At 61.3% G+C, this 21832-nt stretch carries 33 protein-coding genes; 31 read left to right on the forward strand and 2 right to left on the reverse strand.

Annotated features, from left to right (window positions below):
• Window positions 1–11 precede the first annotated feature (11 nt).
• The 31 genes from rpoC to rplQ all read left to right on the forward strand — a co-directional run bounded on the left by rpoC (window position 12) and on the right by rplQ (window position 20707).
• Entirely contained in the window at window positions 12–4169 is a 4158-nt protein-coding gene (gene rpoC, locus MXAZACID_RS11520; protein WP_008494536.1) for a DNA-directed RNA polymerase subunit beta', read from the forward strand.
• Window positions 4170–4546: 377 nt separating this feature from the next.
• On the forward strand, window positions 4547–4918 hold the full coding sequence (rpsL, locus tag MXAZACID_RS11525) for a 30S ribosomal protein S12 (protein WP_008494538.1): 372 nt from the start codon (window positions 4547–4549) through the stop codon (window positions 4916–4918).
• A gap of 12 nt (window positions 4919–4930) precedes the next feature.
• Window positions 4931–5407 carry a 30S ribosomal protein S7 gene (gene rpsG, locus MXAZACID_RS11530; RefSeq protein WP_008494539.1) on the forward strand — a complete coding sequence of 159 codons (477 nt, stop codon included), beginning with the start codon at window positions 4931–4933 and terminating at the stop codon, window positions 5405–5407.
• Window positions 5408–5454: 47 nt separating this feature from the next.
• Window positions 5455–6642 carry an elongation factor Tu gene (tuf, locus tag MXAZACID_RS11535; protein WP_008494540.1) on the forward strand — a complete coding sequence of 396 codons (1188 nt, stop codon included), beginning with the start codon at window positions 5455–5457 and terminating at the stop codon, window positions 6640–6642.
• Window positions 6643–6678: 36 nt separating this feature from the next.
• Entirely contained in the window at window positions 6679–6987 is a 309-nt protein-coding gene (gene rpsJ / locus MXAZACID_RS11540) for a 30S ribosomal protein S10 (RefSeq protein ID WP_008494541.1), read from the forward strand.
• Window positions 6988–7001: 14 nt separating this feature from the next.
• A complete protein-coding gene (gene rplC / locus MXAZACID_RS11545) occupies window positions 7002–7676 on the forward strand; it encodes a 50S ribosomal protein L3 (protein WP_008494542.1) in 675 nt (224 codons plus the stop codon).
• 4 nt (window positions 7677–7680) lie between these two features.
• Window positions 7681–8295, forward strand: coding sequence for a 50S ribosomal protein L4 (gene rplD / locus MXAZACID_RS11550; protein ID WP_008494543.1), 615 nt, complete (start codon window positions 7681–7683; stop codon window positions 8293–8295).
• On the forward strand, window positions 8292–8606 hold the full coding sequence (locus MXAZACID_RS11555; RefSeq protein WP_008494544.1) for a 50S ribosomal protein L23: 315 nt from the start codon (window positions 8292–8294) through the stop codon (window positions 8604–8606). The genes rplD and MXAZACID_RS11555 overlap by 4 nt, the downstream gene beginning before the upstream one ends.
• Window positions 8607–8618: 12 nt before the next feature.
• Window positions 8619–9452: a 50S ribosomal protein L2 gene (gene rplB, locus MXAZACID_RS11560; protein ID WP_008494545.1), complete on the forward strand. Its 834-nt coding sequence runs from the start codon at window positions 8619–8621 to the stop codon at window positions 9450–9452.
• A gap of 3 nt (window positions 9453–9455) precedes the next feature.
• Window positions 9456–9734 carry a 30S ribosomal protein S19 gene (gene rpsS, locus MXAZACID_RS11565; RefSeq protein ID WP_008494546.1) on the forward strand — a complete coding sequence of 93 codons (279 nt, stop codon included), beginning with the start codon at window positions 9456–9458 and terminating at the stop codon, window positions 9732–9734.
• A gap of 2 nt (window positions 9735–9736) precedes the next feature.
• A complete protein-coding gene (gene rplV, locus MXAZACID_RS11570; RefSeq protein ID WP_008494547.1) occupies window positions 9737–10195 on the forward strand; it encodes a 50S ribosomal protein L22 in 459 nt (152 codons plus the stop codon).
• A gap of 1 nt (window position 10196) precedes the next feature.
• Complete coding sequence (rpsC, locus tag MXAZACID_RS11575; protein WP_008494548.1) at window positions 10197–10874, forward strand: 30S ribosomal protein S3; 678 nt, start codon at window positions 10197–10199, stop codon at window positions 10872–10874.
• Window positions 10875–10889: 15 nt separating this feature from the next.
• Window positions 10890–11306: a 50S ribosomal protein L16 gene (gene rplP, locus MXAZACID_RS11580; RefSeq protein WP_008494549.1), complete on the forward strand. Its 417-nt coding sequence runs from the start codon at window positions 10890–10892 to the stop codon at window positions 11304–11306.
• A 5-nt stretch (window positions 11307–11311) separates the two neighbouring features.
• Window positions 11312–11518, forward strand: coding sequence for a 50S ribosomal protein L29 (gene rpmC, locus MXAZACID_RS11585; protein WP_008494550.1), 207 nt, complete (start codon window positions 11312–11314; stop codon window positions 11516–11518).
• 9 nt (window positions 11519–11527) lie between these two features.
• Window positions 11528–11791, forward strand: coding sequence for a 30S ribosomal protein S17 (gene rpsQ / locus MXAZACID_RS11590; RefSeq protein WP_008494551.1), 264 nt, complete (start codon window positions 11528–11530; stop codon window positions 11789–11791).
• 13 nt (window positions 11792–11804) lie between these two features.
• Window positions 11805–12173, forward strand: a complete 369-nt coding sequence (rplN, locus tag MXAZACID_RS11595; protein WP_008494552.1) for a 50S ribosomal protein L14 — start codon at window positions 11805–11807, stop codon at window positions 12171–12173.
• Between the two features lie 2 nt (window positions 12174–12175).
• Window positions 12176–12496, forward strand: a complete 321-nt coding sequence (rplX, locus tag MXAZACID_RS11600) for a 50S ribosomal protein L24 (RefSeq protein WP_008494553.1) — start codon at window positions 12176–12178, stop codon at window positions 12494–12496.
• Between the two features lie 11 nt (window positions 12497–12507).
• Window positions 12508–13068, forward strand: coding sequence for a 50S ribosomal protein L5 (gene rplE / locus MXAZACID_RS11605; RefSeq protein ID WP_008494554.1), 561 nt, complete (start codon window positions 12508–12510; stop codon window positions 13066–13068).
• A 70-nt stretch (window positions 13069–13138) separates the two neighbouring features.
• On the forward strand, window positions 13139–13444 hold the full coding sequence (gene rpsN, locus MXAZACID_RS11610) for a 30S ribosomal protein S14 (protein WP_008494555.1): 306 nt from the start codon (window positions 13139–13141) through the stop codon (window positions 13442–13444).
• 16 nt (window positions 13445–13460) lie between these two features.
• Window positions 13461–13859, forward strand: a complete 399-nt coding sequence (rpsH, locus tag MXAZACID_RS11615; RefSeq protein ID WP_008494556.1) for a 30S ribosomal protein S8 — start codon at window positions 13461–13463, stop codon at window positions 13857–13859.
• Window positions 13860–13871: 12 nt separating this feature from the next.
• Entirely contained in the window at window positions 13872–14405 is a 534-nt protein-coding gene (gene rplF, locus MXAZACID_RS11620; protein ID WP_008494557.1) for a 50S ribosomal protein L6, read from the forward strand.
• Window positions 14405–14767: a 50S ribosomal protein L18 gene (gene rplR, locus MXAZACID_RS11625; RefSeq protein WP_008494558.1), complete on the forward strand. Its 363-nt coding sequence runs from the start codon at window positions 14405–14407 to the stop codon at window positions 14765–14767. The genes rplF and rplR overlap by 1 nt, the downstream gene beginning before the upstream one ends.
• Window positions 14768–14779: 12 nt before the next feature.
• Entirely contained in the window at window positions 14780–15367 is a 588-nt protein-coding gene (gene rpsE, locus MXAZACID_RS11630) for a 30S ribosomal protein S5 (protein ID WP_008494559.1), read from the forward strand.
• Entirely contained in the window at window positions 15360–15548 is a 189-nt protein-coding gene (rpmD, locus tag MXAZACID_RS11635) for a 50S ribosomal protein L30 (RefSeq protein WP_008494560.1), read from the forward strand. Before rpsE ends, rpmD begins: the two co-directional genes overlap by 8 nt.
• Before the next feature lie 19 nt (window positions 15549–15567).
• Entirely contained in the window at window positions 15568–16053 is a 486-nt protein-coding gene (rplO, locus tag MXAZACID_RS11640; protein WP_008494561.1) for a 50S ribosomal protein L15, read from the forward strand.
• A gap of 106 nt (window positions 16054–16159) precedes the next feature.
• Window positions 16160–17497 (forward strand): preprotein translocase subunit SecY, encoded by a 1338-nt coding sequence (gene secY / locus MXAZACID_RS11645; RefSeq protein WP_008494562.1) that lies wholly within the window; start codon window positions 16160–16162, stop codon window positions 17495–17497.
• Between the two features lie 12 nt (window positions 17498–17509).
• Window positions 17510–18175 (forward strand): adenylate kinase, encoded by a 666-nt coding sequence (locus tag MXAZACID_RS11650; protein ID WP_008494564.1) that lies wholly within the window; start codon window positions 17510–17512, stop codon window positions 18173–18175.
• Window positions 18176–18342: 167 nt separating this feature from the next.
• Window positions 18343–18720: a 30S ribosomal protein S13 gene (gene rpsM / locus MXAZACID_RS11655; RefSeq protein ID WP_008494565.1), complete on the forward strand. Its 378-nt coding sequence runs from the start codon at window positions 18343–18345 to the stop codon at window positions 18718–18720.
• 30 nt (window positions 18721–18750) lie between these two features.
• The gene (gene rpsK, locus MXAZACID_RS11660; protein WP_008494566.1) at window positions 18751–19143 is read left to right on the forward strand and encodes a 30S ribosomal protein S11; all 393 of its coding nucleotides are present in this window, start codon (window positions 18751–18753) and stop codon (window positions 19141–19143) included.
• A 91-nt stretch (window positions 19144–19234) separates the two neighbouring features.
• Entirely contained in the window at window positions 19235–20254 is a 1020-nt protein-coding gene (locus MXAZACID_RS11665) for a DNA-directed RNA polymerase subunit alpha (RefSeq protein WP_008494567.1), read from the forward strand.
• Between the two features lie 27 nt (window positions 20255–20281).
• Window positions 20282–20707: a 50S ribosomal protein L17 gene (gene rplQ / locus MXAZACID_RS11670; RefSeq protein ID WP_008494568.1), complete on the forward strand. Its 426-nt coding sequence runs from the start codon at window positions 20282–20284 to the stop codon at window positions 20705–20707.
• Window positions 20708–20784: 77 nt separating this feature from the next.
• On the opposite strand, the gene MXAZACID_RS11675 is transcribed toward rplQ, so the two are convergent.
• Window positions 20785–20988 carry a hypothetical protein gene (locus MXAZACID_RS11675; protein ID WP_008494569.1) on the reverse strand — a complete coding sequence of 68 codons (204 nt, stop codon included), beginning with the start codon at window positions 20986–20988 and terminating at the stop codon, window positions 20785–20787.
• Window positions 20989–21086: 98 nt separating this feature from the next.
• Window positions 21087–21812, reverse strand: coding sequence for an ABC transporter permease (locus MXAZACID_RS11680; protein ID WP_240376622.1), 726 nt, complete (start codon window positions 21810–21812; stop codon window positions 21087–21089).
• Window positions 21813–21832: the final 20 nt, after the last annotated feature.

Raw genomic sequence — 21832 nt, forward strand, 5'->3', positions numbered from 1 at the left:
GATGATGCGTGATGAATGATTTGATGAAGATTCTTGGGAATGCTGGTCAGACGACGTCTTTCGACCAGATCAAGATCCAGATTGCCTCTCCGGAGCAGATCCGCAGCTGGTCTTACGGCGAGATCAAGAAGCCGGAGACGATCAACTACCGGACCTTCAAGCCCGAGCGCGACGGCCTGTTCTGCGCGCGCATCTTCGGGCCGATCAAAGATTATGAATGCTTGTGCGGCAAGTACAAGCGCATGAAGTTCCGTGGCATCATCTGCGAGAAGTGCGGCGTTGAGGTCACGCTGGCCAAGGTGCGCCGTGAGCGCATGGGCCATATCGAACTGGCTTCGCCCGTCGCCCATATCTGGTTCCTGAAGTCGCTGCCGTCCCGCATCGCCACCATGCTCGACATGACGCTGAAAGATGTCGAGAAGGTTCTGTATTTCGAGTCCTATATCGTGCTGGAGCCGGGCACGACCGACCTCAAGCTGCACCAGCTCATCTCCGAGGACGAGATGTTCAACAAGCAGGATGAGTTCGGCGAGGACGGGTTCCGCGCCGGCATCGGCGCCGAAGCGATCAAGTCCATTCTGCTTGGCATCGATTTGGCTGAGACACGGGCGCAAATGCGCTCCGAGTTGAAGGAGACCACCTCCGAGACCAAGCGCAAGAAGCTGGTCAAGCGGCTGAAGCTGATCGAGAATTTCCTCGAATCCGGCACCCACCCGGAATGGATGGTGCTGGACGTGATCCCGGTCATCCCGCCCGAGCTGCGCCCGCTGGTGCCGCTGGATGGTGGCCGCTTCGCGACCTCCGATTTGAACGATCTGTATCGCCGCGTCATCAACCGCAATAACCGTCTGAAGCGGCTGATGGAGCTGCGCGCTCCGGACATCATCGTGCGCAACGAAAAGCGCATGCTGCAGGAATCGGTGGATGCGCTGTTCGATAACGGCCGCCGTGGCCGCGCCATCACCGGCACCAACAAGCGTCCGCTGAAGTCGCTCTCTGATATGCTGAAAGGCAAGCAGGGCCGCTTCCGTCAGAACCTGCTCGGCAAGCGCGTCGATTATTCCGGCCGTTCGGTCATCGTCGTGGGGCCGGAGCTCAAGCTGCATCAGTGCGGCTTGCCGAAGAAGATGGCGCTGGAGTTGTTCAAGCCTTTCATCTACGCCAAGCTGGAGAAATACGGCCTGGCCACCACCATCAAGGCTGCGAAGCGGATGGTGGAGAAGGAGCGTCCCGAGGTTTGGGATATCCTTGAAGAGGTGATCCGCGAGCATCCCGTGATGCTGAACCGCGCGCCCACCCTGCACCGCCTGGGCATCCAGGCCTTCGAGCCGATCCTGATCGAAGGCAAGGCGATCCAGCTGCACCCGCTGGTCTGCACCGCCTTCAACGCGGATTTCGACGGCGACCAGATGGCCGTGCACGTGCCGCTTTCCATCGAGGCGCAGCTGGAAGGCCGCGTGCTGATGATGTCCACCAACAACATCCTCAGCCCCGCCAACGGCAAGCCGATCATCGTGCCGAGCCAGGATATCGTGCTGGGTCTGTATTATCTCTCTCTTGAGACGCCGGAATTCGTTCAGGCGAAGGATGAGGAGGCGTCGGCCTTCGGGACTGTCGGCGAGATCGAATTCGCGCTCACCGCCGGTGCCATTAAGCTGCACGACAAGATTCGCGCCCGCGTGAAGAACATGAACGCGGACGGCGAGGTGAAGACCTCTATCGTGGTGACGACTCCGGGCCGTATGCTCATCGGCCAGTTGCTGCCGCTGAACGCCAACCTGAACTTCTCCGTGGTCAACCGCATGTTGACCAAGAAGAATGTGCAGGACGTGATCGACCTTGTGTACCGCCACTGCGGCCAGAAGGAAGCCGTCATTTTCTGCGATCGTTTGATGGGGCTTGGCTTCCGTCACGCGGCGAAGGCGGGCATTTCGTTCGGCAAGGACGATATGCGCATCCCCGACTCCAAGCAGGAGTTGGTGGCCACGACCATCGCCGAGGTGCGCGAATATGAGCAGCAGTACCAGGATGGTCTGATCACCGCTGGCGAGCGCTACAACAAGGTGGTTGACGCCTGGTCGAAGTGTAAGGACCTGGTTGCCGGCGCGATGATGAAGGAGATTTCCAAGCAGGAGATCGGCCGTCCGACCAACTCTGTCTGGATGATGAGCCATTCCGGTGCGCGTGGCTCCGCGGCACAGATGTCTCAGCTTGCGGGTATGCGCGGTTTGATGGCCAAGCCCTCCGGTGAGATCATCGAGCAGCCGATCATCGCGAACTTCAAGGAAGGTCTGTCGGTTCTCGATTACTTCAACTCCACCCACGGCGCCCGTAAGGGCCTGGCGGATACGGCGTTGAAGACCGCGAACTCCGGTTACCTGACCCGCCGCCTGGTCGACGTGGCGCAGGATTGCATCATCGTCGAGGATGATTGCGGTACCGAGCGTGGCCTCAGCGTTAGCGCGGTACGCGATGGCGGTGAAATCGTCGCGTCACTCTCCGAGCGCGTTCTCGGCCGTACCGCGGCCGAGGATATTGTGGACCTGAACACCAATGAGGTGATCGTGGCCCGCAATGAGCTGATCGAAGAATCGCATGCCGAGCTGATCGAGAAGTCCGGTATTGAGATCGTGAAGATCCGCTCCGTGCTGACTTGCGACACCAAGGTCGCGGTTTGCGCCAAGTGCTATGGCCGTGACCTAGCCCGCGGTACGCCGGTGAATGTCGGCGAGGCGGTGGGTGTCATCGCGGCGCAGTCCATCGGTGAGCCGGGCACGCAGCTGACCATGCGTACCTTCCATATCGGTGGTGCGGCACAGCGTGGTGCTGAGCAGTCCAACGTCGAAGCCAGCCATGACGGCTCGGTGGTCATCCGCAACCGTGCGGTTGTCACCAACTCCGCCGGCGTGCCGGTGGTGATGAGCCGTAACTGCGAAATCATCCTCACCGATGCCGGCAAGCGCGAGCGTGCCCGCTTCCGTGTGCCCTATGGTGCGCGACTCCTCGTGGATGAAGGCGCGGATGTGGCCCGTGGGCAGAAGCTGGCCGAATGGGATCCCTACACCCTGCCGATCATTACCGAGCGTGCCGGTATCGTCGAATATGCCGATCTCATCGAGGGCGTGACGTTGGTGGAGCGGACCGACGAAGTCACCGGCCTGACCTCCAAGGTGGTGGTGGACTATAAGCAGTCGGCTCGTGGCGCGGATCTGCGCCCCCGCTTGCTGCTGAAGGACTCCAACGGTGAGATCCTGCGCCTCGCGAACGGGACCGAAGCGCGCTACTTCCTGTCGCCTGACTCGATCCTCTCGATCGAATCCGGTGCCATGGTTGCGGCGGGTGACGTGCTGGCGCGTATTCCGCGTGAGGGTTCGAAGACTCGCGACATTACCGGTGGTCTGCCGCGCGTGGCTGAGTTGTTCGAGGCGCGGCGGCCGAAGGATCATGCGATTATCGCGGAAATTGATGGCCGGGTGGAATTCGGTAAGGATTACAAGGCGAAGCGCCGCGTCATTGTGAAGAATGACGAGACCGGTGAAGAGACCGAGTATCTGATTCCGAAGGGCAAGCACGTTTCCGTTCAGGAGGGCGATTATGTCCGCCTCGGTGACCCGCTGGTCGATGGTCCGCGCGTGCCGCACGACATTCTGCGCGTGCTGGGCGTCGAGGCGCTGTCCGACTACCTGGTCAACGAAATCCAGGACGTCTACCGGCTGCAGGGCGTGAAGATCAACGACAAGCATATCGAGGTGATCGTTCGCCAGATGCTGCAGAAGGTCGAGATCTCCGAGCCTGGCGATACCACCTTCCTGGTGGGCGAGCTGGTGGATCGCGTGGAGTTCGAGCAGGAGAACGCCAAGCTGGCGGCGGACGAACGCCCTGCCGTGGGGCTGCCGGTGCTCCAGGGCATAACCAAGGCCAGCCTGCAGACCCAGAGCTTCATCTCGGCCGCCTCCTTCCAGGAGACGACTCGCGTCCTCACAGAGGCTGCGACCGCCGGCAAGATGGATCTGCTGTCCGGCCTGAAGGAGAACGTCATCGTCGGGCGACTGATCCCGGCCGGTACCGGCTCCGTGATGAACCGGTTGCGGGCGATCGCGGCTGGGCGCGACCGCCAGTCCGTTGGGGGGCGTTCCGGGTCGACCAAACCGGAGCTGGCGGCCGAGTAACGACTCGCCTTATAATATAGGTATATTGAGCGGCACCCTTCGGGGTGCCGTTTTGATTCTGGCCTGCAGAGCCTCACTGCGTGGCGATGAGCTATGAGGATTCCGGAATACAGCGTTTTTCTTGATAAAGGGCGCTATGGAATCGCTTGACTTGGGGGGGAGCGGCTTCTAAGGAGAGCGCTCTCGCGGTTCCGGTTTCCGGTCCGGGTTGTCTGTAAAAGTCTAGCGCGTGCGGCGCCGTGCAAATAAGCACCTAGGCCGTGTGCTGGATAAGCAGTCCCGTAAGGGTGGGTTCCATACCCCCTTGCGGTGATTTCTTGTGGACAATTCGTTCCTCGCCAAGGAATTCGGGTTTTGAACACGTAGCAGGATGAGATATGCCGACCATTAACCAGTTGATCGCCAAGGGCCGCGAGCCGGCAGCCAAGCGCAACAAGGTGCCGGCCCTTGAGGGCTGCCCCCAGAAGCGTGGCGTTTGCACGCGCGTCTACACGACGACCCCGAAGAAGCCGAACTCCGCGCTTCGTAAGGTTGCCAAGGTGCGCCTGACCAACGGGTTCGAGGTGGTGAGCTACATCCCTGGCGAAGGCCATAACCTGCAGGAGCACTCCGTGGTGCTGATCCGCGGTGGCCGCGTGAAAGATCTTCCGGGCGTTCGCTACCACATTCTGCGTGGCGTTCTTGATACGCAGGGTCTGCCGAAGCGTCGCAAGCGTCGCTCGCTCTATGGCGCCAAGCGTCCGAAGTAAGGAGAGGTTGAGATGAGCCGCCGCCGCCGCGCTACGAAGCGTGAAGTTCTGCCGGACGCCAAGTTCGGTGATATCGTGATCAGCCGTTTCATGAACGTGCTGATGTATGACGGCAAGAAGTCCGTTGCCGAAGGGATCGTGTATGGAGCCCTCGACGTGCTGAAGAAGCGCGGCGGGCCGAACGCTGACCCGGTGCGCCTGTTCCATGAGGCGCTGGACAATGTGAAGCCGGCGATCGAGGTTCGCTCCCGCCGCGTTGGCGGTGCGACCTACCAGGTCCCCGTCGAGGTTCGCGCCGAGCGCCGTCAGGCGCTGGCGATCCGCTGGATCATCGACTCTGCCCGCAAGCGCGGCGAGCACACGATGGAAGAGCGGTTGTCGAACGAGCTGCAGGATGCGGTGAATAATCGCGGCTCTGCGGTCAAGAAGCGTGAAGACACCCATCGTATGGCCGAAGCCAACAAGGCTTTCAGCCATTATCGCTGGTAATCTTCTGACCATTCCAAGTTTTTAGCCTGCACACACGGAGCAGTTTAATGGCCAAAGCTAAATTTGAGCGCAACAAGCCGCACGTTAACATTGGCACCATCGGCCACGTTGACCATGGCAAGACCTCCCTCACCGCCGCCATCACCAAGGTGTTGGCCGAGAAGGGTGGCGCGACCTTCACCGCCTACGATCAAATCGACAAGGCGCCGGAAGAGCGCGCCCGCGGCATCACCATCTCCACCGCTCACGTGGAGTATGAGACCGAGAACCGCCACTACGCGCATGTCGATTGCCCCGGCCACGCCGACTATGTGAAGAACATGATCACCGGTGCCGCCCAGATGGACGGCGCGATCCTGGTTTGCTCCGCTGCTGACGGCCCGATGCCGCAGACCCGCGAGCACATCCTGCTGGCCCGTCAGGTCGGCGTGCCGGCTCTGGTCGTGTTCCTGAACAAGATGGATCTGGCTGACCCCGATCTGGTCGAGCTGGTCGAGATGGAAGTGCGCGAGCTGCTCTCCAACTACGGCTTCCCCGGCGACGATATCCCCATCGTGAAGGGTTCGGCTGTTTGCGCCCTGAACGACACCAACCCGGAAATCGGCAAGAACGCCGTTCTGGAGCTGATGGCTCAGGTTGACGCCTACATTCCGCAGCCGGAGCGCGCTGTCGACAAGCCCTTCCTGATGCCGGTGGAAGACGTGTTCTCCATCTCCGGCCGTGGTACCGTGGCAACCGGCCGCGTTGAGCGCGGTGTGGTCAAGGTGGGTGAGGAAGTCGAGATCGTCGGCCTCCGTGCGACCACCAAGACGACCGTGACAGGCGTGGAAATGTTCCGTAAGCTGCTCGATCAGGGCGAGGCTGGCGACAACATCGGCGCGCTGCTGCGTGGCACCAAGCGTGAGGACATCGAGCGCGGCCAGGTTCTGGCGGCTCCGGGCTCCATCACGCCGCACACCAAGTTCTCTGGCCAGGCCTACATCCTGACCAAGGAAGAGGGTGGCCGTCACACCCCGTTCTTCACCAATTATCGCCCGCAGTTCTACTTCCGTACCACGGACGTGACCGGCGTGGTGACGCTGCCGGAAGGCACCGAAATGGTGATGCCGGGCGACAACGTGACCATCGCCGTTGAGCTGATCGCTCCGATCGCCATGGACGAAGGTCTGCGTTTCGCGATCCGCGAAGGCGGTCGCACCGTTGGTTCGGGCGTCGTCGCCCAGATCAGCAAGTAATCAATCGGCCCCAGTATCTGAAGAGTTCGAGTTAAGATGGACAACCAAAACATCCGTATTCGCCTGAAGGCGTATGACCATCGCGTGCTGGATAACAGCACCAAGGACATCGTGAACACGGCGAAGCGCACGGGCGCGCAGGTGCGGGGGCCGATTCCTTTGCCGACCCATATCGAACGGTTCACTGTGAACCGTTCCCCCCACGTCGATAAGAAGAGCCGCGAGCAGTTCGAGATTCGGACGCACCGGCGCTTGCTGGATATCGTTGACCCGACCCCGCAGACCGTGGACGCGCTGATGAAGCTCGACCTGGCCGCCGGCGTCGAAGTCGAAATTAAGATCTAAGCTTAGGTGGTATTATGCGTACCGGTGTGATCGCAAAAAAGCTGGGGATGACCCGGCTGTTCAAGGAAGACGGCACGCATGTGCCGGTCACGGTTCTGCATCTCGATGAGGTGCGGGTTGTGGCGGCGCGTAACGTTGAGAATGATGGCTACAGCGCGGTTCAGCTCGGCATTGGCAAGGCCAAGGCGAAGAATGTGAGCAAGGCGCAGAAGGGCCACTTCGCCAAGGCGAAGGTTGAGCCGGCGCAGAAGCTGGTTGAGTTCCGTGTGGCTGACGATGCCGCGCTGGAGCCTGGCGCTGTGTTGTCCGCTGCTCACTTCACCGTTGGTCAGTTTGTCGACGTTGCCGGTATCACCAAAGGTAAGGGCTTTGCCGGTGGTATGAAGCGCTGGAACTTCCGCGGTCTTGAAGCGTCTCACGGCGTTTCGATCAGCCATCGTTCCTTGGGCTCGACCGGTAACCGTCAGGATCCCGGCAAGACCTTCAAGAACAAGAAGATGGCTGGCCATCTCGGCCAGGAGCGCGTCACCACCCTGAACCTGAAGGTCGAAGGTGTGGATGTCGAGCGTAATCTCGTTTTGCTGCATGGCGCGGTGCCCGGTTCCAAGGGCGGCTACGTGATGGTGCGCGATGCGGTGAAGAAGGCGCGTCCCGAAGATGCAGCCTATCCCGCCGGTCTGAAGGGCTGAGTCAATGAAGCTTGATGTTGTTGATTTTGATGCGAAGGCCGCGGGCAGCGTTGAGCTGCCGGATGAGCTGTTCGCTGCTGAGCCCCGCGTGGACATCATTGCCCGCGTGATCCACTGGCAGTTGGCGAAGCGCCGCGCAGGCACCCACAAGGTGAAGGGTATGGGCGAGGTTTCTGGCACGACCCGCAAGCCGTATAAGCAGAAGGGCACGGGTAACGCCCGTCAGGGCTCTCTGCGTGCGCCCCAGTTCCGTACCGGTGGCGCTGTCCATGGTCCGGTTGTGCGTGATCATGGCTATTCGCTGAACAAGAAAGTTCGTCGTCTGGGTCTGATCTCCGCTCTCTCCGCCAAGGCGGCCGAGGGCAAGCTGGTGGTGCTTGATGGCGTCGCTGCTCTGGACAAGACCAAGGACGTTGCCGCCAAGGTTGCGAATTTTGGCTGGAAGTCCGCCTTGATCGTGGATGCCGCTGTTGAAGAGAAGTTCGGCCGCGCCTCCCGCAACGTGAAGGGGCTGGATGTGCTTCCGGTCGTCGGCGCGAATGTCTATGACATTATGCAGCATGACGTTCTGGTGGTCACCAAGGCCGCTGTCGAGGGTTTGAAGGAGCGCCTGGCATGACCGGCACTGTGAAAATTTCCGACGAGCGCATGTACGAAATCGTGCGTGCGCCGCACATCACCGAGAAGGCGACGCTGCTTTCCGAGAAGAACCAGTTCGTCTTCAAGGTTGCGGCAGATGCGACCAAGCCTGAGATCAAGGCTGCGGTCGAAGCGCTGTTCAAGGTGAAGGTGACCAACGTCAATACGCTGATCACCAAGGGCAAGACCAAGCGGTTCAAGGGCCGTCCCGGTCAGCGCTCTGATGTGAAGAAGGCGTTCGTGACTCTTGCCGAGGGTGAGAGCATCGATTTCACCACCGGTCTCGCCTGAGGTTTTTGAACAATGGCATTGAAGCATTTTAATCCGGTCACGGCGAGCCTTCGCGGCACAGTGCTGATCGACCGCAGCGAGCTGTGGAAGGGCAAGCCCGTGAAGGGGCTGACCGAAGGTCAGCACTCGACTGGTGGCCGTAACAACCATGGCCGCATCACCAGCCGTTTCCGCGGCGGTGGACATAAGCAGTCTTATCGTATTGTGGACTTCAAGCGCCGCAAGTTCGATGTGGCCGCGACCGTCGAGCGTCTGGAATATGACCCGAACCGCACCGCCTTCATCGCGCTGATCAAGTACGAAGATGGCGAGCTGGCTTACATTCTGGCGCCGCAGCGTCTCAAGGTCGGTGACAATGTCATCGCCGGCGCGCGCGCTGATATCAAGCCGGGCAATGCGATGCCGCTCTCCGCGATGCCGGTGGGTACCATCATCCACAATATTGAGCTCAAGGTTGGCGCCGGCGGCAAGCTGGTTCGTTCGGCCGGCACCTTCGCGCAGCTGGTCGGTAAGGATCAGGGCTACGCGCAGATCAAGCTGGGTTCCGGCGAGCTGCGTATCGTGCGCGCCGAGTGCATGGCGACCGTGGGGGCGGTGTCCAACGCTGACCATTCCAACCAGCAGATCGGCAAGGCCGGTCGCTCGCGTTGGCTGGGCCGCAAGCCGCATAACCGTGGTGTGGTCATGAACCCGGTCGATCACCCGCACGGTGGTGGTGAAGGCCGTACCTCCGGTGGCCGTCATCCGGTTACCCCGTGGGGCAAGCCGACCAAGGGTTACAAGACGCGCTCCAACAAGCGCACCGACAATCTCATCATCCGCCGGGCGAAGGGCGGGAAGGGCTAAGCGATGTCACGTTCTGTTTGGAAAGGTCCGTTCGTCGACGGATACCTCCTTGGCAAGGCCGAGGCGTCCCGCGCCTCCGGCCGCAACGAGATCATCAAGATCTGGTCGCGCCGTTCCACCATTCTGCCGCAGTTTGTCGGCCTGACCTTCGGTGTCTATAACGGGCGGAAATTCCTGCCCGTGCAGGTCACCGAGAACATGGTCGGCCACAAGTTCGGTGAGTTCTCCCCCACGCGCACCTTCCCGGGGCACGCGGCGGATAAGAAAGCGAAGCGGGGCTAATCATGAGCAAACCCAAAGCAGTGCGGTCGCTGGCCGATAATCAGGCTGAGGCGATTGCCCGCAACATCCGCGTTAGCCCGCGTAAGCTGAACCTGGTTGCGGCCTCCATCCGCAATCTGCCGGCTCAGCGCGCTCTGGCCGACCTGACCTTCTCCAAGCGTCGCATCGCCAAGGCGGTGAAGAAGCTGCTGGAAAGCGCCATCGCCAACGCCGAGAACAATCATCAGCTGGACGTGGACAAGCTGTTCGTGTCCACCGCCGAGGTTGGCCGCGGCATCGTGATGCGCCGCTTCCATGCGCGTGGCCGTGGCCGTTCCGCGATGGTCGAGAAATGGTTCAGCCATCTGAAGATCGTTGTTGAGGAGCGTGAGGCGGCCGAGAAGGCCAGCCGCGACGCCCGCCCGGGCTTCGGCAAGAAGACCGCCAAGTCCGCCGAGAAATCCGCTGGGGAGGCCGCGTAATATGGGTCACAAGATTAATCCGATCGGCCTGCGCCTCGGCATCACCCGCACCTGGGACAGCCGCTGGTACGCCGACAAGGACTACGCCAAGCTGCTGCACGACGATCTGAAGTTGCGCAGCCATCTGCGTGGCAAGCTGCAGCAGGCGGGCGTGTCCCGCGTGGTGATCGAGCGTCCGGCCAAGAAGCCGCGCGTGACCATCTACGCTGCCCGCCCCGGTGTCGTCATCGGCAAGAAGGGCCAGGACATTGACAGCCTCCGCAAGGAACTGTCCAGCATGGCGAAAACCGATGTCGCGCTGAACATCATGGAGATCCGCAAGCCGGAGATCGATGCGACGCTGGTGGCTGAGAATATCGCTCAGCAGCTGGAGCGCCGCGTGGCCTTCCGCCGCGCCATGAAGCGCGCTGTGCAGTCCGCGATGCGTCTGGGCGCCCAGGGCATCAAGATCACCTGCTCCGGCCGTCTCGGCGGCGCTGAGATCGCCCGCGTCGAGTGGTACCGTGAAGGCCGCGTGCCGCTGCACACGCTGCGTGCCGACCTTGATTACGGCACCGCCACGGCGATGACCACCTACGGCACCTGCGGCGTTAAGGTTTGGATCTTCAAGGGTGAGATCCTGGTTCAGGATCCGCTCGCGCAGGACAAGCGCGCGGCCGAACAGGCCCCGCAGCGCTAAGAGGAATTTGAAGCCATGATGTCTCCTAAGCGTACCAAGTTCCGCAAGGCGCACAAAGGCCGCATCCACGGCAACGCCAAGGGCAACACGCAGCTGAATTTCGGCGCGTTTGGCCTGAAGGCGCTGGAGCCCGAGCGTATTACGGCCCGTCAGATCGAAGCCGCCCGTCGTGCCATCACCCGCTCCATGAAGCGTGCTGGCCGCGTGTGGATCCGCATCTTCCCGGACCTGCCGGTCTCCACGAAGCCGGCCGAAGTGCGTATGGGCTCCGGTAAGGGTAGCCCGGAATACTGGGTCGCGCGCGTTCAGCCCGGCCGTATTGTGTTTGAGATTGACGGTGTGCCCGAGCAGCTGGCTCGTGAAGCCCTGTCGCTGGGTGCCGCGAAGCTGCCGATCCGCACCAAGTTCGTCACCCGTATCGGCGAGGCGTAAGAGTTATGACCACTGCATCTGACATTCGGGCTAAGTCCCCGGACGAGCTGAAGGCGCTGTTGGTGGATCTGCGCAAGGAGCAGTTCAATCTGCGTTTCCAGCGCGCCACCGGGCAGCAGGAAAACACCAGCCGCGTGCGCACCGTGCGCCGCGACATCGCGCGCGTTAAGACGATTCTCGCGGAACGCGCCCGCACCGCCGAGAAGGGTTAAGAGGGTACCATGCCGAAACGTGTTCTGACCGGGCGGGTCGTGAGCGACAAGATGGACAAGACGATTACCGTGCTTGTCGAGCGCCGCATCATGCATCCGCTGTATAAGAAATTCATCCGTCGCTCCAAGAAGTACGCGGCGCATGACGAGAACAATGTCTGCGTGGAAGGTGACCTGGTTCGCATTGAAGAGTGCGCGCCGATCAGCCGTCGCAAGACCTGGGTGGTGACCGAGCGTAATGGCGCGGCGCTGTCCGAAACGCCGGCTGGCTGAGAGGATTTGAGACATGATTATCGTTGAATCCAATCTCGATGTTGCCGACAACTCCGGCGCCAAGCGCGTGCAGTGCATCAAGGTGCTCGGCGGCTCCAAGCGCAAGACCGCGTCCGTTGGCGATGTGATCGTGGTGTCCGTCAAGGATGCGATCCCCCGTGGCAAGGTGAAGAAGGGTGACGTCCATCAGGCCGTTGTCGTTCGGACCGCCTTCCCGGTGCGCCGCGCGGATGGCAGCGTCATCCGCTTCGACCGCAACGCCGCCGTGCTGCTGAACAAGCAGCAGGAGCCGATCGGTACCCGTATCTTCGGGCCGGTGGTTCGTGAGCTGCGCGCCAAGAAGTTCATGAAGATTATCAGCCTGGCGCCGGAGGTGCTGTAATTATGGCCGCGCGTATCAAGAAGGGTGACAAGGTTCTCGTCATCTCTGGTTCCTCCAAGGGCCAGACCGGTGAGGTGCTGAGCGTCAACCCGACCGCGAACAAAGCGGTTGTGCAGGGCGTGGCGATTGCCAAGCACCACACCAAGCCGAACCGCATGGGCCAGGAGGGCGGCATTGTCGCTCGCGAGGCCGCCGTGCATGTCTCGAACCTGGCGCTGATCGACCCCGCCACCGACAAGCCGACCAAGGTCGGCTTCCGCGTGCTGGACGATGGCCGCAAAGTCCGTGTCGCTCGCAAGAGCGGCAACGCGATTGACGGCTGAAGGAGGCCGCAATGAGCGAAACCAATACTCTCCCGCGTCTGAAGGCTCACTATCGTGAGGTTGTTCGCGCCGAGCTAAAGAAAGAGTTCAACTACGCGAACGAGATGCAGATCCCGACGCTGGAAAAGATCGTGATCAACATGGGCGTCGGCGAAGCCGCCGGCGACCAGAAGAAGCTGGATGCGGCCGTTGCCGAGCTGACCCTCATCGCTGGCCAGAAGCCGGTGAAGACGGTGGCGAAGAAGGCGATCGCCGGCTTCAAGATCCGTGCTGGCTTGCCGATCGGCGCCAAGGTGACCCTGCGTGCTGACCGCATGTATGAGTTCCTTGACCGTCTGGTCACCATCGCCCTGCCGCGCGTCCGCGACTTCCGCGGTCTCCCGGCAAACAAGGGTTTCGATGGCCGTGGCAACTTTACGCTGGGTCTGAAAGAGCAAATTATCTTCCCTGAAATCGTGTACGATAAGGTCGATGCGATCCGGGGTATGGACATTTGCTTCGTGACCAGTGCAAAGACCGACGCGGAAGCGAAGGCACTGCTCAAGGGCTTCAACCTCCCGTTCGCTAAGTAAGCGGGCGGGTTTGGCAAGTTATTTGGAAAACGGCTGGGCGTTCCAGCAGGTTCCGGAGGGGTTTTAGAGAATGGCGAAGACATCGCAGGTCAACCGGAATGCCAAGCGCGAGCGCATGGCGGCCCGTGATGCGGGCAAGCGCGACGCGCTGAAGGCGACGATCATGGATCGTACGTTGCCCGTGGAAGACCGTTTTGAGGCGAGCCTCAAGCTCGCGCAGCTGCCGCGCAACGGCGCCAAAGTGCGGGTTCGCCTGCGCTGCGAGCTGACCGGCCGCGCGCGTGGTAACTACCGCAAGTTCAAGCTCTGCCGTGTCGCCTTCCGCGACCTGGCGAGCACCGGGCAGATCCCCGGCGTCGTCAAGGCCAGCTGGTAAGGAAGGGCAATCCAGTATGTCTATGTCCGATCCTTTGGGTGATATGCTCACCCGCATCCGCAATGCGCAGCATGCGCGGATGACCTCTTGCATTGCGCCGGCGTCCAACCTGCGCGCCAATGTGCTTGAAGTTCTGAAGCGCGAAGGCTTCATCCGTGGCTATTCCCGTGAGGAAGTGCGCACCGGTGTGGCGCAGCTGCGCATCGAGCTGAAGTATAATGAAGGCCAACCGGTGATCAAGGAGATCTCCCGCGTGTCCCGTCCGGGCCGCCGCGTGTACTCCAAGATCAAGGAGCTGCCGCGCGTCTATAATGGCCTCGGTGTCTCCATCCTGTCCACGCCGCGTGGCGTGATGAGCGATGTGGAAGCCCGCGCTGCCAATGTTGGCGGCGAAGTGCTCTGCCGCGTGTTCTAAGGGAGCGCCAAGATGTCTCGTGTTGGTAAATATCCCGTTGAGATCCCCGCCGGCGTGACCGTTGCCCTCTCCGGCAATGTCGTCACCGCCAAAGGCAAGCTCGGTGAGCAGACCTTGGCCCTGACCGATCTGGTCAATGTCTCGGTTGACGGCAACAAGGTTTCGGTTGAGCCGAAAACCAAGGAAGCCCAGGCGCGTATGATGTGGGGCACCACCCGTGCCAACATCGCGAACATGGTGAAGGGCGTTTCCCAGGGCTACTCCAAGACCCTGGAAATCACCGGCACCGGTTACCGCGCTGCGGTGCAGGGCAAGAACCTGGTGGTGAATCTTGGGTTCTCGCACGATGTCACCTACCCGATCCCCGAGGGGATCAAGGTGACCTGCGAGAAGCCGACCTCGATCAAGGTCGAGGGCGTCGATAAGCGCCAGGTTGGCCAGGTTTGCGCTGAGCTGCGCGCATGGCGTCCGCCCGAGCCGTATAAAGGCAAGGGCGTCAAGTTTGAGGGCGAGGCCATCCGCCGCAAAGAGGGTAAGAAGAAATAATGTCGAGCAATCTGGACCTGCAGGCCCGCCGCCGGGCGCGCCTTCGCTATCAGCTCCGGCAGAAGTCCGGCGGGCGCCCGCGCCTGTCGGTGTTCCGCTCCGGCAAGCATATCTATGCCCAGATCATCGACGACGCGCAGGGTCGCACCCTTGCTGCCGCTTCGAGCCTGGACAAGGATCTCAAGACCAGCCTGAAGACCGGCGCGGACAAAGATGCCGCCGCCGCCGTTGGCAAGCTGATCGCCGAGCGCTCCAAGGAAGCCGGTGTGACCCAGGTCGTCTTCGACCGCGGTTCTTATCTGTATCATGGCCGGGTCAAAGCCCTGGCAGAGGCGGCCCGCGAGGGCGGCCTCGACTTCTAAGAGGGTTTGCACATGGCACGTGAAGCACGTGAAGGTGGCCAGCGCCGGGACCGCGATCGCAACAATGATCGTGACCGCGAGGCCGGTGATGAGTTCGTCGACAAGCTGGTAACGATCAACCGCGTTGCCAAAGTGGTGAAGGGCGGCCGTCGTTTCGCTTTCGCTGCTCTGGTTGTGGTTGGTGACCAGAAGGGGCGCGTCGGCTACGGCGCCGGTAAGGCCCGCGAGGTGCCCGAGGCGATCCGCAAGGCGACCGAGCGCGCCAAGAAGACCATGATCCGCGTTCCGATGAAGGAAGGCCGCACCCTGCATCACGATGTTCAGGGCGTGTTTGGGGCTGGTGAAGTTGTGCTGCGTACGGCTCCGGCCGGTACCGGCATCATCGCCGGCGGCCCGCTGCGCGCTGTCTTCGAGACGCTGGGCATCGCCGACGTGGTCGCCAAGTCGCTGGGTTCGCGTAACCCGCACAACATGGTGAAGGCGACCTTCGCGGCGCTGCAGAACACCACCAGCCCGCGCCAGGTTGCCAATCGTCGTGGCAAGAAAGTGGCTGAGCTGTTCGGCACGGCCGAGAAGCAGGTGGAGAGCGCCGATGTCTGAGAAGAAGATCCGCATCACCCAGCTGGGTTCTGGCTTCGGGCGCAAGCCCGGCCAGCAGGCCACCCTGGTCGGTCTCGGTCTGAACAAGATCGGCCGTACCGTTGAGCTGAACGCCACCCCGGAAGTTCTGGGAATGGTGAACAAGGTGAAGCATCTGCTCAAAGTCGAAGAGCAGGGCTGAGCCGTAAGGAATCGCAACGATGAAACTGAACGAAATCCGGGACAATCCCGGCGCCCGTCTCAAGTCCAAGCGCCTCGGCCGTGGTATCGGCTCTGGCAAAGGCAAGACCTCCGGTAAGGGTGTCAAGGGTCAGAAGGCGCGTGAGGGCGTGTCCCTCAATGGCTTTGAGGGTGGTCAGCTCCCGATCTATCGCCGTCTGCCGAAGCGCGGCTTCCATAACGTGAACCGCAAGGTGTTCGCGCCGCTGAACCTGGATGCGCTGGAAGCAGCACTCGAGGCCGGCAAGCTGAACGCTGGTGAGACCATCACCGAGGCCAAGCTGGCGGAAGCCGGCGTGGTCCGCCTGAACAAGGCTGATGGCGTGCGCCTGTTGGCGCGCGGCTCCTTGTCGAAGGCCGTGACCCTCGAGGTCTCCGGCGCCTCCGCTGCGGCCGTTGCGGCCGTTGAGCAGGCTGGCGGCAAGGTGACGACGCTGGGTGGCAAGGTGGAAGAGCCCGCCGCTTAAGGGCTTGCCTCTGCCGGGAAAACCGGCGAATTTGCGCTGAATGAACGGCGCTTGCTGTTGTGCAAAGCACCCGGCAAGCGCCGTTTTTGTTGGATAAGGGATTGATATGGCATCCGCCGCAGAACAGATGGCCGCGAGCATGAACCTGAGTGCGTTCGGCAAGGCGACAGATCTTAAGAAACGTATCTGGTTTACACTAGGTGCGCTGATCATTTTCCGCCTGGGGACCTATGTTCCCCTGCCAGGTGTCGACGGCGCGGTGATGGCGCAGCTGATGAGCCAGAACGGCAACGGCCTCCTGGGCATGTTCAACATGTTCACCGGCGGTGCGCTGGGGCGTATGACCATCTTCGCCCTGAATATCCTTCCCTATATCAGCGCGTCGATCATCATTCAGCTGTTGAGCTCGACGATCCCGGCACTTGAAGCGATGAAGAAAGAGGGCGATTCCGGGCGCCAGCGGATTACGCAATATACGCGCTATCTGACGGTGCTGATCGCGGCGGCCCAGGCATACGGCATCGCCGTCAGCCTTGAGCGCGTCCATGGCGCCAGCGGCGCCGCTGTGATCGATCCAGGTCCGTTCTTTGTGTTCACAGCGGTGGTCACCCTGGTCGGTGGCACCGTCTTCGTCATGTGGCTCGGGGAGCAGATCACCTCGCGCGGCATCGGCAATGGCTCCAGCCTGATCATCTTTTCCGGGATTGTCGCGAATATGCCCATTGCCGTGGCGAATATTCTTGAACTCGGCTCCACCGGCGCGCTGTCCACCTTCTTCATCATCTTTATTTTTATCGCGGCGCTGATCATCATCGGCTTTGTCGTGTTCATGGAGCGCGCGCAGCGTCGCATTTTGGTACAGCATCCCAAGCGCCAGATGGGGCAGAAAGTGTTTGGCGGCGAAGCCAATTATATGCCGTTGAAGGTGAATGCCTCCGGCGTTATGCCGCCGATCTTCGCATCGTCCCTGCTGGTGATTCCGGCGACGCTGGTCGGGTTTTCGGCTGGTGGTCCGGTCTGGCTGCAGACGATTGCGCACCTGCTCTCGCGCGGACAACCGCTCTATTTGCTGCTTTTTGCGGGGCTTATCATTGCGTTTTCCTTTGTCTGGGCGGCGATTGCGTTCAATCCGGAGGAGACGGCGGATAATCTCAAGAAGAACGGCGCCTTTATTCCCGGCATCCGGCCGGGCACGAATACGGCCAAATATTTCGATACGGTGCTGACCCGTCTGACCGCGATCGGCGCGGCCTATTTGGTCATCGTCTGTCTGTTGCCTGATTTTGCGATGAGCCATTACGCTCTACCGTTCTATTTTGGTGGTACCTCCCTTCTGATCATTGTCTCGGTTACAATGGACACGATGACGCAAATCCAGTCTCATCTGCTTGCTCATCAATATCAGGGGCTGCTTCGCAAGGGGCGCGGTAAGGCCCGCAAGTAAGGAGAGAAACAGGTGAAGTTGATTTTGCTGGGGCCGCCAGGGGCAGGCAAGGGGACACAGTCAAAGCTTCTGGAAACGCGTTATGGCGTCGCGCAGATCTCAACCGGTGATATGCTCCGGGCTGAAGTGAAGGCGGGCAGCCCGATCGGTCTGGAAGCGAAGAGCGTCATGGATGCCGGCAAGCTGGTGTCCGACGATATTCTGGTTCGGATGATCGGTGAGCGGATCAGCAAACCCGACTGCGCCAAGGGCTTCATCCTGGACGGGTTCCCACGCACGGTTCCACAAGCCGAGGCTTTGGACAAAATGCTCGGCGAACGCGGGATCGAGCTGGATGCCGTCGTGGAGTTGAAGGTCGACGAAGCGATTCTCGTTGACCGGATCTCGGGCCGCTTCACCTGCGCAAAATGCGGTGAGGGCTATCACGATAGCTTCAAGCAGCCGAAGGCCGCCGGTGTTTGCGATGTCTGTGGCGGTACGGAGTTTACCCGGCGCCCGGACGACAAGGCGGAGACCGTAAAGGCGCGGCTGGAAGCCTATAACGCGCAGACCGCGCCTATTCTTCCTTATTATAAGGAGAAGGGCCGGCTTCATTCGGTCGACGGCATGGCTGAGATGGCTGATGTCGAAGCTGAGATTGAAGCAGTCCTGCGTGGCGTCGGCGTCGTAGCCGCCTGATTCCTCTCCAACTGCGCCGGTCTGGGTCAGGCCGGCGTGGATTTAGACGTTCGATCACGAAAATTTGATCGAATGTCGTTGACTCTGAATTGGCGGACGCTATAACCCGCTTTCGCGGCGCTTCCGGGTGGGGCGCCGCTACTTGTTATGACCTCAGGAGAAACCCCGTGGCGCGTATTGCCGGCGTAAACATTCCCACGAATAAGCGTGTCGTGATCAGCCTTCGTTACATTTATGGCATCGGCCCGGCCAAGGCGCAGGAGATCTGCTCTGCCCTGGAAATCCCGGCTGAGCGCCGCGTCAACCAGCTTTCCGACGATGAGATCATGCGCCTGCGTGAAGTGATCGACCGCGATTACCGCGTTGAGGGCGATCTGCGCCGTGAGACGGCGATGAATATCAAGCGTCTGATGGATTTGGGTTGCTATCGTGGTCTGCGTCACCGTAAGGGCCTGCCGGTCCGTGGTCAGCGCACCCATACCAACGCCCGTACCCGCAAGGGTAAAGCCGTGGCGATCGCCGGCAAGAAGAAAGCCACTCGCTAAACACCTCCGTAGACATAGGATTCGACAGATATGGCGAAGACCGCCTCCACCCGTCCCCGCAAGAAAGAGCGCAAGAACATCATCTCTGGTGTTGCTCATGTGCTCGCAAGCTTCAACAACACCTTCGTGAACATCACCGACGCGCAGGGCAACACCATCGCCTGGTCGTCCGCCGGCGCGCAGGGCTTCAAGGGCAGCCGCAAATCCACCCCGTACGCGGCGCAGGTCGCCGCTGAGGATGCCGGGCGCAAGGCGCGCGAGCATGGCATGGAGATGCTCGAGATCGAGGTCAGCGGCCCGGGTTCGGGACGCGAGAGCGCGCTGCGCGCGCTGCAGGCTGTCGGGTTCCAGATTTCCGCGATCCGCGACCTGACCCCGATTCCGCATAATGGCTGCCGCCCGCGTAAGCGCCGTCGCGTCTAATTCGCCGGAATCGTATTTTCTGTAAGGCCCCCACGGCGGTGTTCTCATCACCGCTGCCGGGCCGGAGGGGTAGATGTTGAAAGAGTCGAATTTGTCTCTGCAGCGCAACTGGCAGACGCTGATCAAGCCGGAACAGCTCGATGTCGAGTTCGGGTCCGATGCGACGCGCGTGGCGACGATCATCGCTGAGCCGCTGGAACGTGGCTTTGGCATGACGCTGGGCAATTCGCTGCGGCGGATCCTGCTCTCGTCATTGCAGGGCGCGGCCGTTACGGCCGTGCGGATCGATGGCGTACTGCATGAATTCTCCACGCTTCCGGGCGTGCGCGAAGATGTCACCGACATCGTGCTGAACATCAAGCAGCTCGCCGTGAAGATGCATGGCGAGGGGCCCAAGCGCATGGTGCTCACCGCGACCGGTCCGGGCGAAGTGAAGGCGGGCCAGATCCAGGCCGGCCACGATATCGAGATCATGAATCCCGATCTCGTGCTCTGCACGCTGGATGACGGCGCGCAGCTCGGCATGGAATTCACGGTGAATGCCGGCCGCGGCTATGAGCCGGCCGCGAATAATCGCCCGGAAGATGCGCCGATCGGTCTGATCCCGGTCGATGCGATCTATTCCCCGGTCAAGCGCGTCTCCTACAAGGTTGAGAAGACCCGCGTCGGCCAGGTGACGGACTATGACAAGCTGATTCTCGAGGTTGAGACCAACGGCGCGGTGACGCCTGAGGATGCGGTGGCATTGGCCGCGCGCATCCTGCAGGACCAGCTCAGCATGTTCGTCAATTTCGAGGAGCCGCAGCGGGCCCGTCCGGAAGAGCCGCGGATCGAGCTGCCGTTCAACCCGAATCTGCTGCGCAAGGTCGACGAGCTGGAGCTGTCCGTTCGGTCCGCCAACTGCCTGAAGAACGACAATATCGTGTATATTGGCGATCTGGTGCAGAAGAGCGAGCAGGAAATGCTGCGCACCCCGAATTTCGGGCGCAAGTCCTTGAACGAAATCAAGGAAGTGTTGACCGCGATGGGGCTGTCCCTGGGCATGACCGTGCCCGATTGGCCGCCTGAGAATATTGAAGAGCTGGCCAAGCGCTCCGATCAACCCTTCTAATTATCGTCTAACCAGGAACACCTCATCATGCGTCACGGAATTGCCGGCCGGAAACTCGGCGTCACCTCCTCCCACCGCCAGGCCATGTTTCGCAACATGGCTGTCGCGCTGATCAAGCACGAGCAGATCACCACCACCTTGCCGAAGGCGAAGGAACTGCGTCCGGTGGCGGAGAAGCTCATCACCCTCGGCAAGCGCGGCGGTTTGCATGCGCGCCGTCAGGCCTATGACAAGCTGCGTGACGAGACGATCGTCGCCAAGCTGTTTGACACGCTGGCCACGCGCTACAAGACCCGCTCCGGCGGCTATACCCGGGTGTTGAAGGCTGGCATGCGCTATGGCGACGCGGCTGACATGGCGGTGATCGAGCTGGTTGACCGTGACGTTTCCGCGAAGGGCCAGGATTCGGGTCCGAAGCCGGAAGTTGCGGCCGAGGACGACAGCGAAGCGTAATCTTCGCGCTTCCTGGGATAAAAAAGAAAGGCAGGCCCCACGGCCTGCCTTTCTTTGTTTGACGATCCCGCCTCGGTTCAGATCGGCTTGTGCGCTTTGTCCAGCAAACGGGACAGAAACCCTTTTTTCTTTTCGACAGGGGGAGCAGTACGCTGTGCTGTTTCGGCTGCCAGCCTGGCTTTATGCTTCATCCAATCATCCAGGCTCTTGCCGGCTTTCTTGGCGCGCTCCTGCTCATAAGCGAGCTGGCCCTTGCTGAGTTTTTTATCTGTCGTCGTCATACGCATCTCCAATTCTGAGCCGAACCTAGCTTGGCTTTCGAAAAATTCAATCGAATTTAAACCGACATGGCTTTGTTTGGCAGCTCAAGCATGGATGCCTATGGGCCGTCCCGTCTTGTCAGGATCAGCCGCTCCAAAGCACCCAGCGAAGCGTAAATCGCAACGCCTGTCGCGCCGAGCAGAAACAAGGCGGCAAACATGCGCGGGATTTCAAGCCGATAGCTTGCCTCGATGATCTCCCAGGCCAGCCCGGACGCAAAGCCGCCAGAGCCCGCCACGAATTCCGCGACGACGGCCCCGACCAGCGCCAGCGTGCCGGCGAGCCGCAATCCCGTCAGAAAGAAGGGCAAGGCGTAGGGCAGTGAGAGATGCAGCAGAACCTGCCAGCGCCGTGCGCCATTCAGTTTGAACAGGTCGAGCAGTTCGGCCGGCGTGCCGGCGAGGCCGGCGGCCGTGTTTGAAAGGATCGCGAAAAACGAAACCACCATCGCGCAGGCAACCAGCGCCAGGAATGGTTGGCCAACCCAGATGATGATCAGCGGCGCGATGGCAACCACTGGCGTGACCTGCAGCATGACCGCCCAAGGCTGCACCGCGGCGCGAAAGAGCGGGCTGGCGGCCATCGCAAGTGCCAGCACGACACCGAGGATGGTGGAGGCGAGCAGGGCGGAGACCGTGACGGCCAGGGTCGAGAGCAATCCCGCCCCGAGCGCCCAGCGGGCTTTGAAAAACGCGGTGGCGATGGCGACCGGGCCCGGCATGACATAGCTCGGCACATTGCCGATCCAGACCGCCGCCTGCCAAAGGCCCAGGGCAAGCAACAAGAAGATAAAAGGTGCGAGCT

The organism is Acidocella sp. MX-AZ02 (assembly GCF_000306035.1).
GTDB classification, from domain to species: domain Bacteria; phylum Pseudomonadota; class Alphaproteobacteria; order Acetobacterales; family Acetobacteraceae; genus Acidocella; species Acidocella facilis.

What these genes read in the sequence shown, in the direction of transcription:
- rpmC (WP_008494550.1), top strand. Translation starts at nt 11,312, where the DNA reads ATGACCACTGCATCTGACATTCGGGCTAAGTCCCCGGACGAGCTGAAG.
- rpsJ (WP_008494541.1), top strand. Translation starts at nt 6,679, where the DNA reads ATGGACAACCAAAACATCCGTATTCGCCTGAAGGCGTATGACCATCGC.
- rplF (WP_008494557.1), top strand. Translation starts at nt 13,872, where the DNA reads ATGTCTCGTGTTGGTAAATATCCCGTTGAGATCCCCGCCGGCGTGACC.
- rpsE (WP_008494559.1), top strand. Translation starts at nt 14,780, where the DNA reads ATGGCACGTGAAGCACGTGAAGGTGGCCAGCGCCGGGACCGCGATCGC.
- rpsC (WP_008494548.1), top strand. Translation starts at nt 10,197, where the DNA reads ATGGGTCACAAGATTAATCCGATCGGCCTGCGCCTCGGCATCACCCGC.
- rplO (WP_008494561.1), top strand. Translation starts at nt 15,568, where the DNA reads ATGAAACTGAACGAAATCCGGGACAATCCCGGCGCCCGTCTCAAGTCC.
- rpsN (WP_008494555.1), top strand. Translation starts at nt 13,139, where the DNA reads ATGGCGAAGACATCGCAGGTCAACCGGAATGCCAAGCGCGAGCGCATG.
- tuf (WP_008494540.1), top strand. Translation starts at nt 5,455, where the DNA reads ATGGCCAAAGCTAAATTTGAGCGCAACAAGCCGCACGTTAACATTGGC.
- rpmD (WP_008494560.1), top strand. Translation starts at nt 15,360, where the DNA reads ATGTCTGAGAAGAAGATCCGCATCACCCAGCTGGGTTCTGGCTTCGGG.
- rplB (WP_008494545.1), top strand. Translation starts at nt 8,619, where the DNA reads ATGGCATTGAAGCATTTTAATCCGGTCACGGCGAGCCTTCGCGGCACA.
- MXAZACID_RS11675 (WP_008494569.1), bottom strand. Translation starts at nt 20,988, where the DNA reads ATGACGACGACAGATAAAAAACTCAGCAAGGGCCAGCTCGCTTATGAG.
- rpsH (WP_008494556.1), top strand. Translation starts at nt 13,461, where the DNA reads ATGTCTATGTCCGATCCTTTGGGTGATATGCTCACCCGCATCCGCAAT.
- rplR (WP_008494558.1), top strand. Translation starts at nt 14,405, where the DNA reads ATGTCGAGCAATCTGGACCTGCAGGCCCGCCGCCGGGCGCGCCTTCGC.
- rplD (WP_008494543.1), top strand. Translation starts at nt 7,681, where the DNA reads ATGAAGCTTGATGTTGTTGATTTTGATGCGAAGGCCGCGGGCAGCGTT.
- rplP (WP_008494549.1), top strand. Translation starts at nt 10,890, where the DNA reads ATGATGTCTCCTAAGCGTACCAAGTTCCGCAAGGCGCACAAAGGCCGC.
- rpoC (WP_008494536.1), top strand. Translation starts at nt 12, where the DNA reads ATGAATGATTTGATGAAGATTCTTGGGAATGCTGGTCAGACGACGTCT.
- rplC (WP_008494542.1), top strand. Translation starts at nt 7,002, where the DNA reads ATGCGTACCGGTGTGATCGCAAAAAAGCTGGGGATGACCCGGCTGTTC.
- secY (WP_008494562.1), top strand. Translation starts at nt 16,160, where the DNA reads ATGGCATCCGCCGCAGAACAGATGGCCGCGAGCATGAACCTGAGTGCG.
- rplX (WP_008494553.1), top strand. Translation starts at nt 12,176, where the DNA reads ATGGCCGCGCGTATCAAGAAGGGTGACAAGGTTCTCGTCATCTCTGGT.
- rplQ (WP_008494568.1), top strand. Translation starts at nt 20,282, where the DNA reads ATGCGTCACGGAATTGCCGGCCGGAAACTCGGCGTCACCTCCTCCCAC.
- rplN (WP_008494552.1), top strand. Translation starts at nt 11,805, where the DNA reads ATGATTATCGTTGAATCCAATCTCGATGTTGCCGACAACTCCGGCGCC.
- MXAZACID_RS11555 (WP_008494544.1), top strand. Translation starts at nt 8,292, where the DNA reads ATGACCGGCACTGTGAAAATTTCCGACGAGCGCATGTACGAAATCGTG.
- rplV (WP_008494547.1), top strand. Translation starts at nt 9,737, where the DNA reads ATGAGCAAACCCAAAGCAGTGCGGTCGCTGGCCGATAATCAGGCTGAG.
- rplE (WP_008494554.1), top strand. Translation starts at nt 12,508, where the DNA reads ATGAGCGAAACCAATACTCTCCCGCGTCTGAAGGCTCACTATCGTGAG.
- rpsG (WP_008494539.1), top strand. Translation starts at nt 4,931, where the DNA reads ATGAGCCGCCGCCGCCGCGCTACGAAGCGTGAAGTTCTGCCGGACGCC.
- rpsK (WP_008494566.1), top strand. Translation starts at nt 18,751, where the DNA reads ATGGCGAAGACCGCCTCCACCCGTCCCCGCAAGAAAGAGCGCAAGAAC.
- rpsQ (WP_008494551.1), top strand. Translation starts at nt 11,528, where the DNA reads ATGCCGAAACGTGTTCTGACCGGGCGGGTCGTGAGCGACAAGATGGAC.
- rpsS (WP_008494546.1), top strand. Translation starts at nt 9,456, where the DNA reads ATGTCACGTTCTGTTTGGAAAGGTCCGTTCGTCGACGGATACCTCCTT.
- rpsL (WP_008494538.1), top strand. Translation starts at nt 4,547, where the DNA reads ATGCCGACCATTAACCAGTTGATCGCCAAGGGCCGCGAGCCGGCAGCC.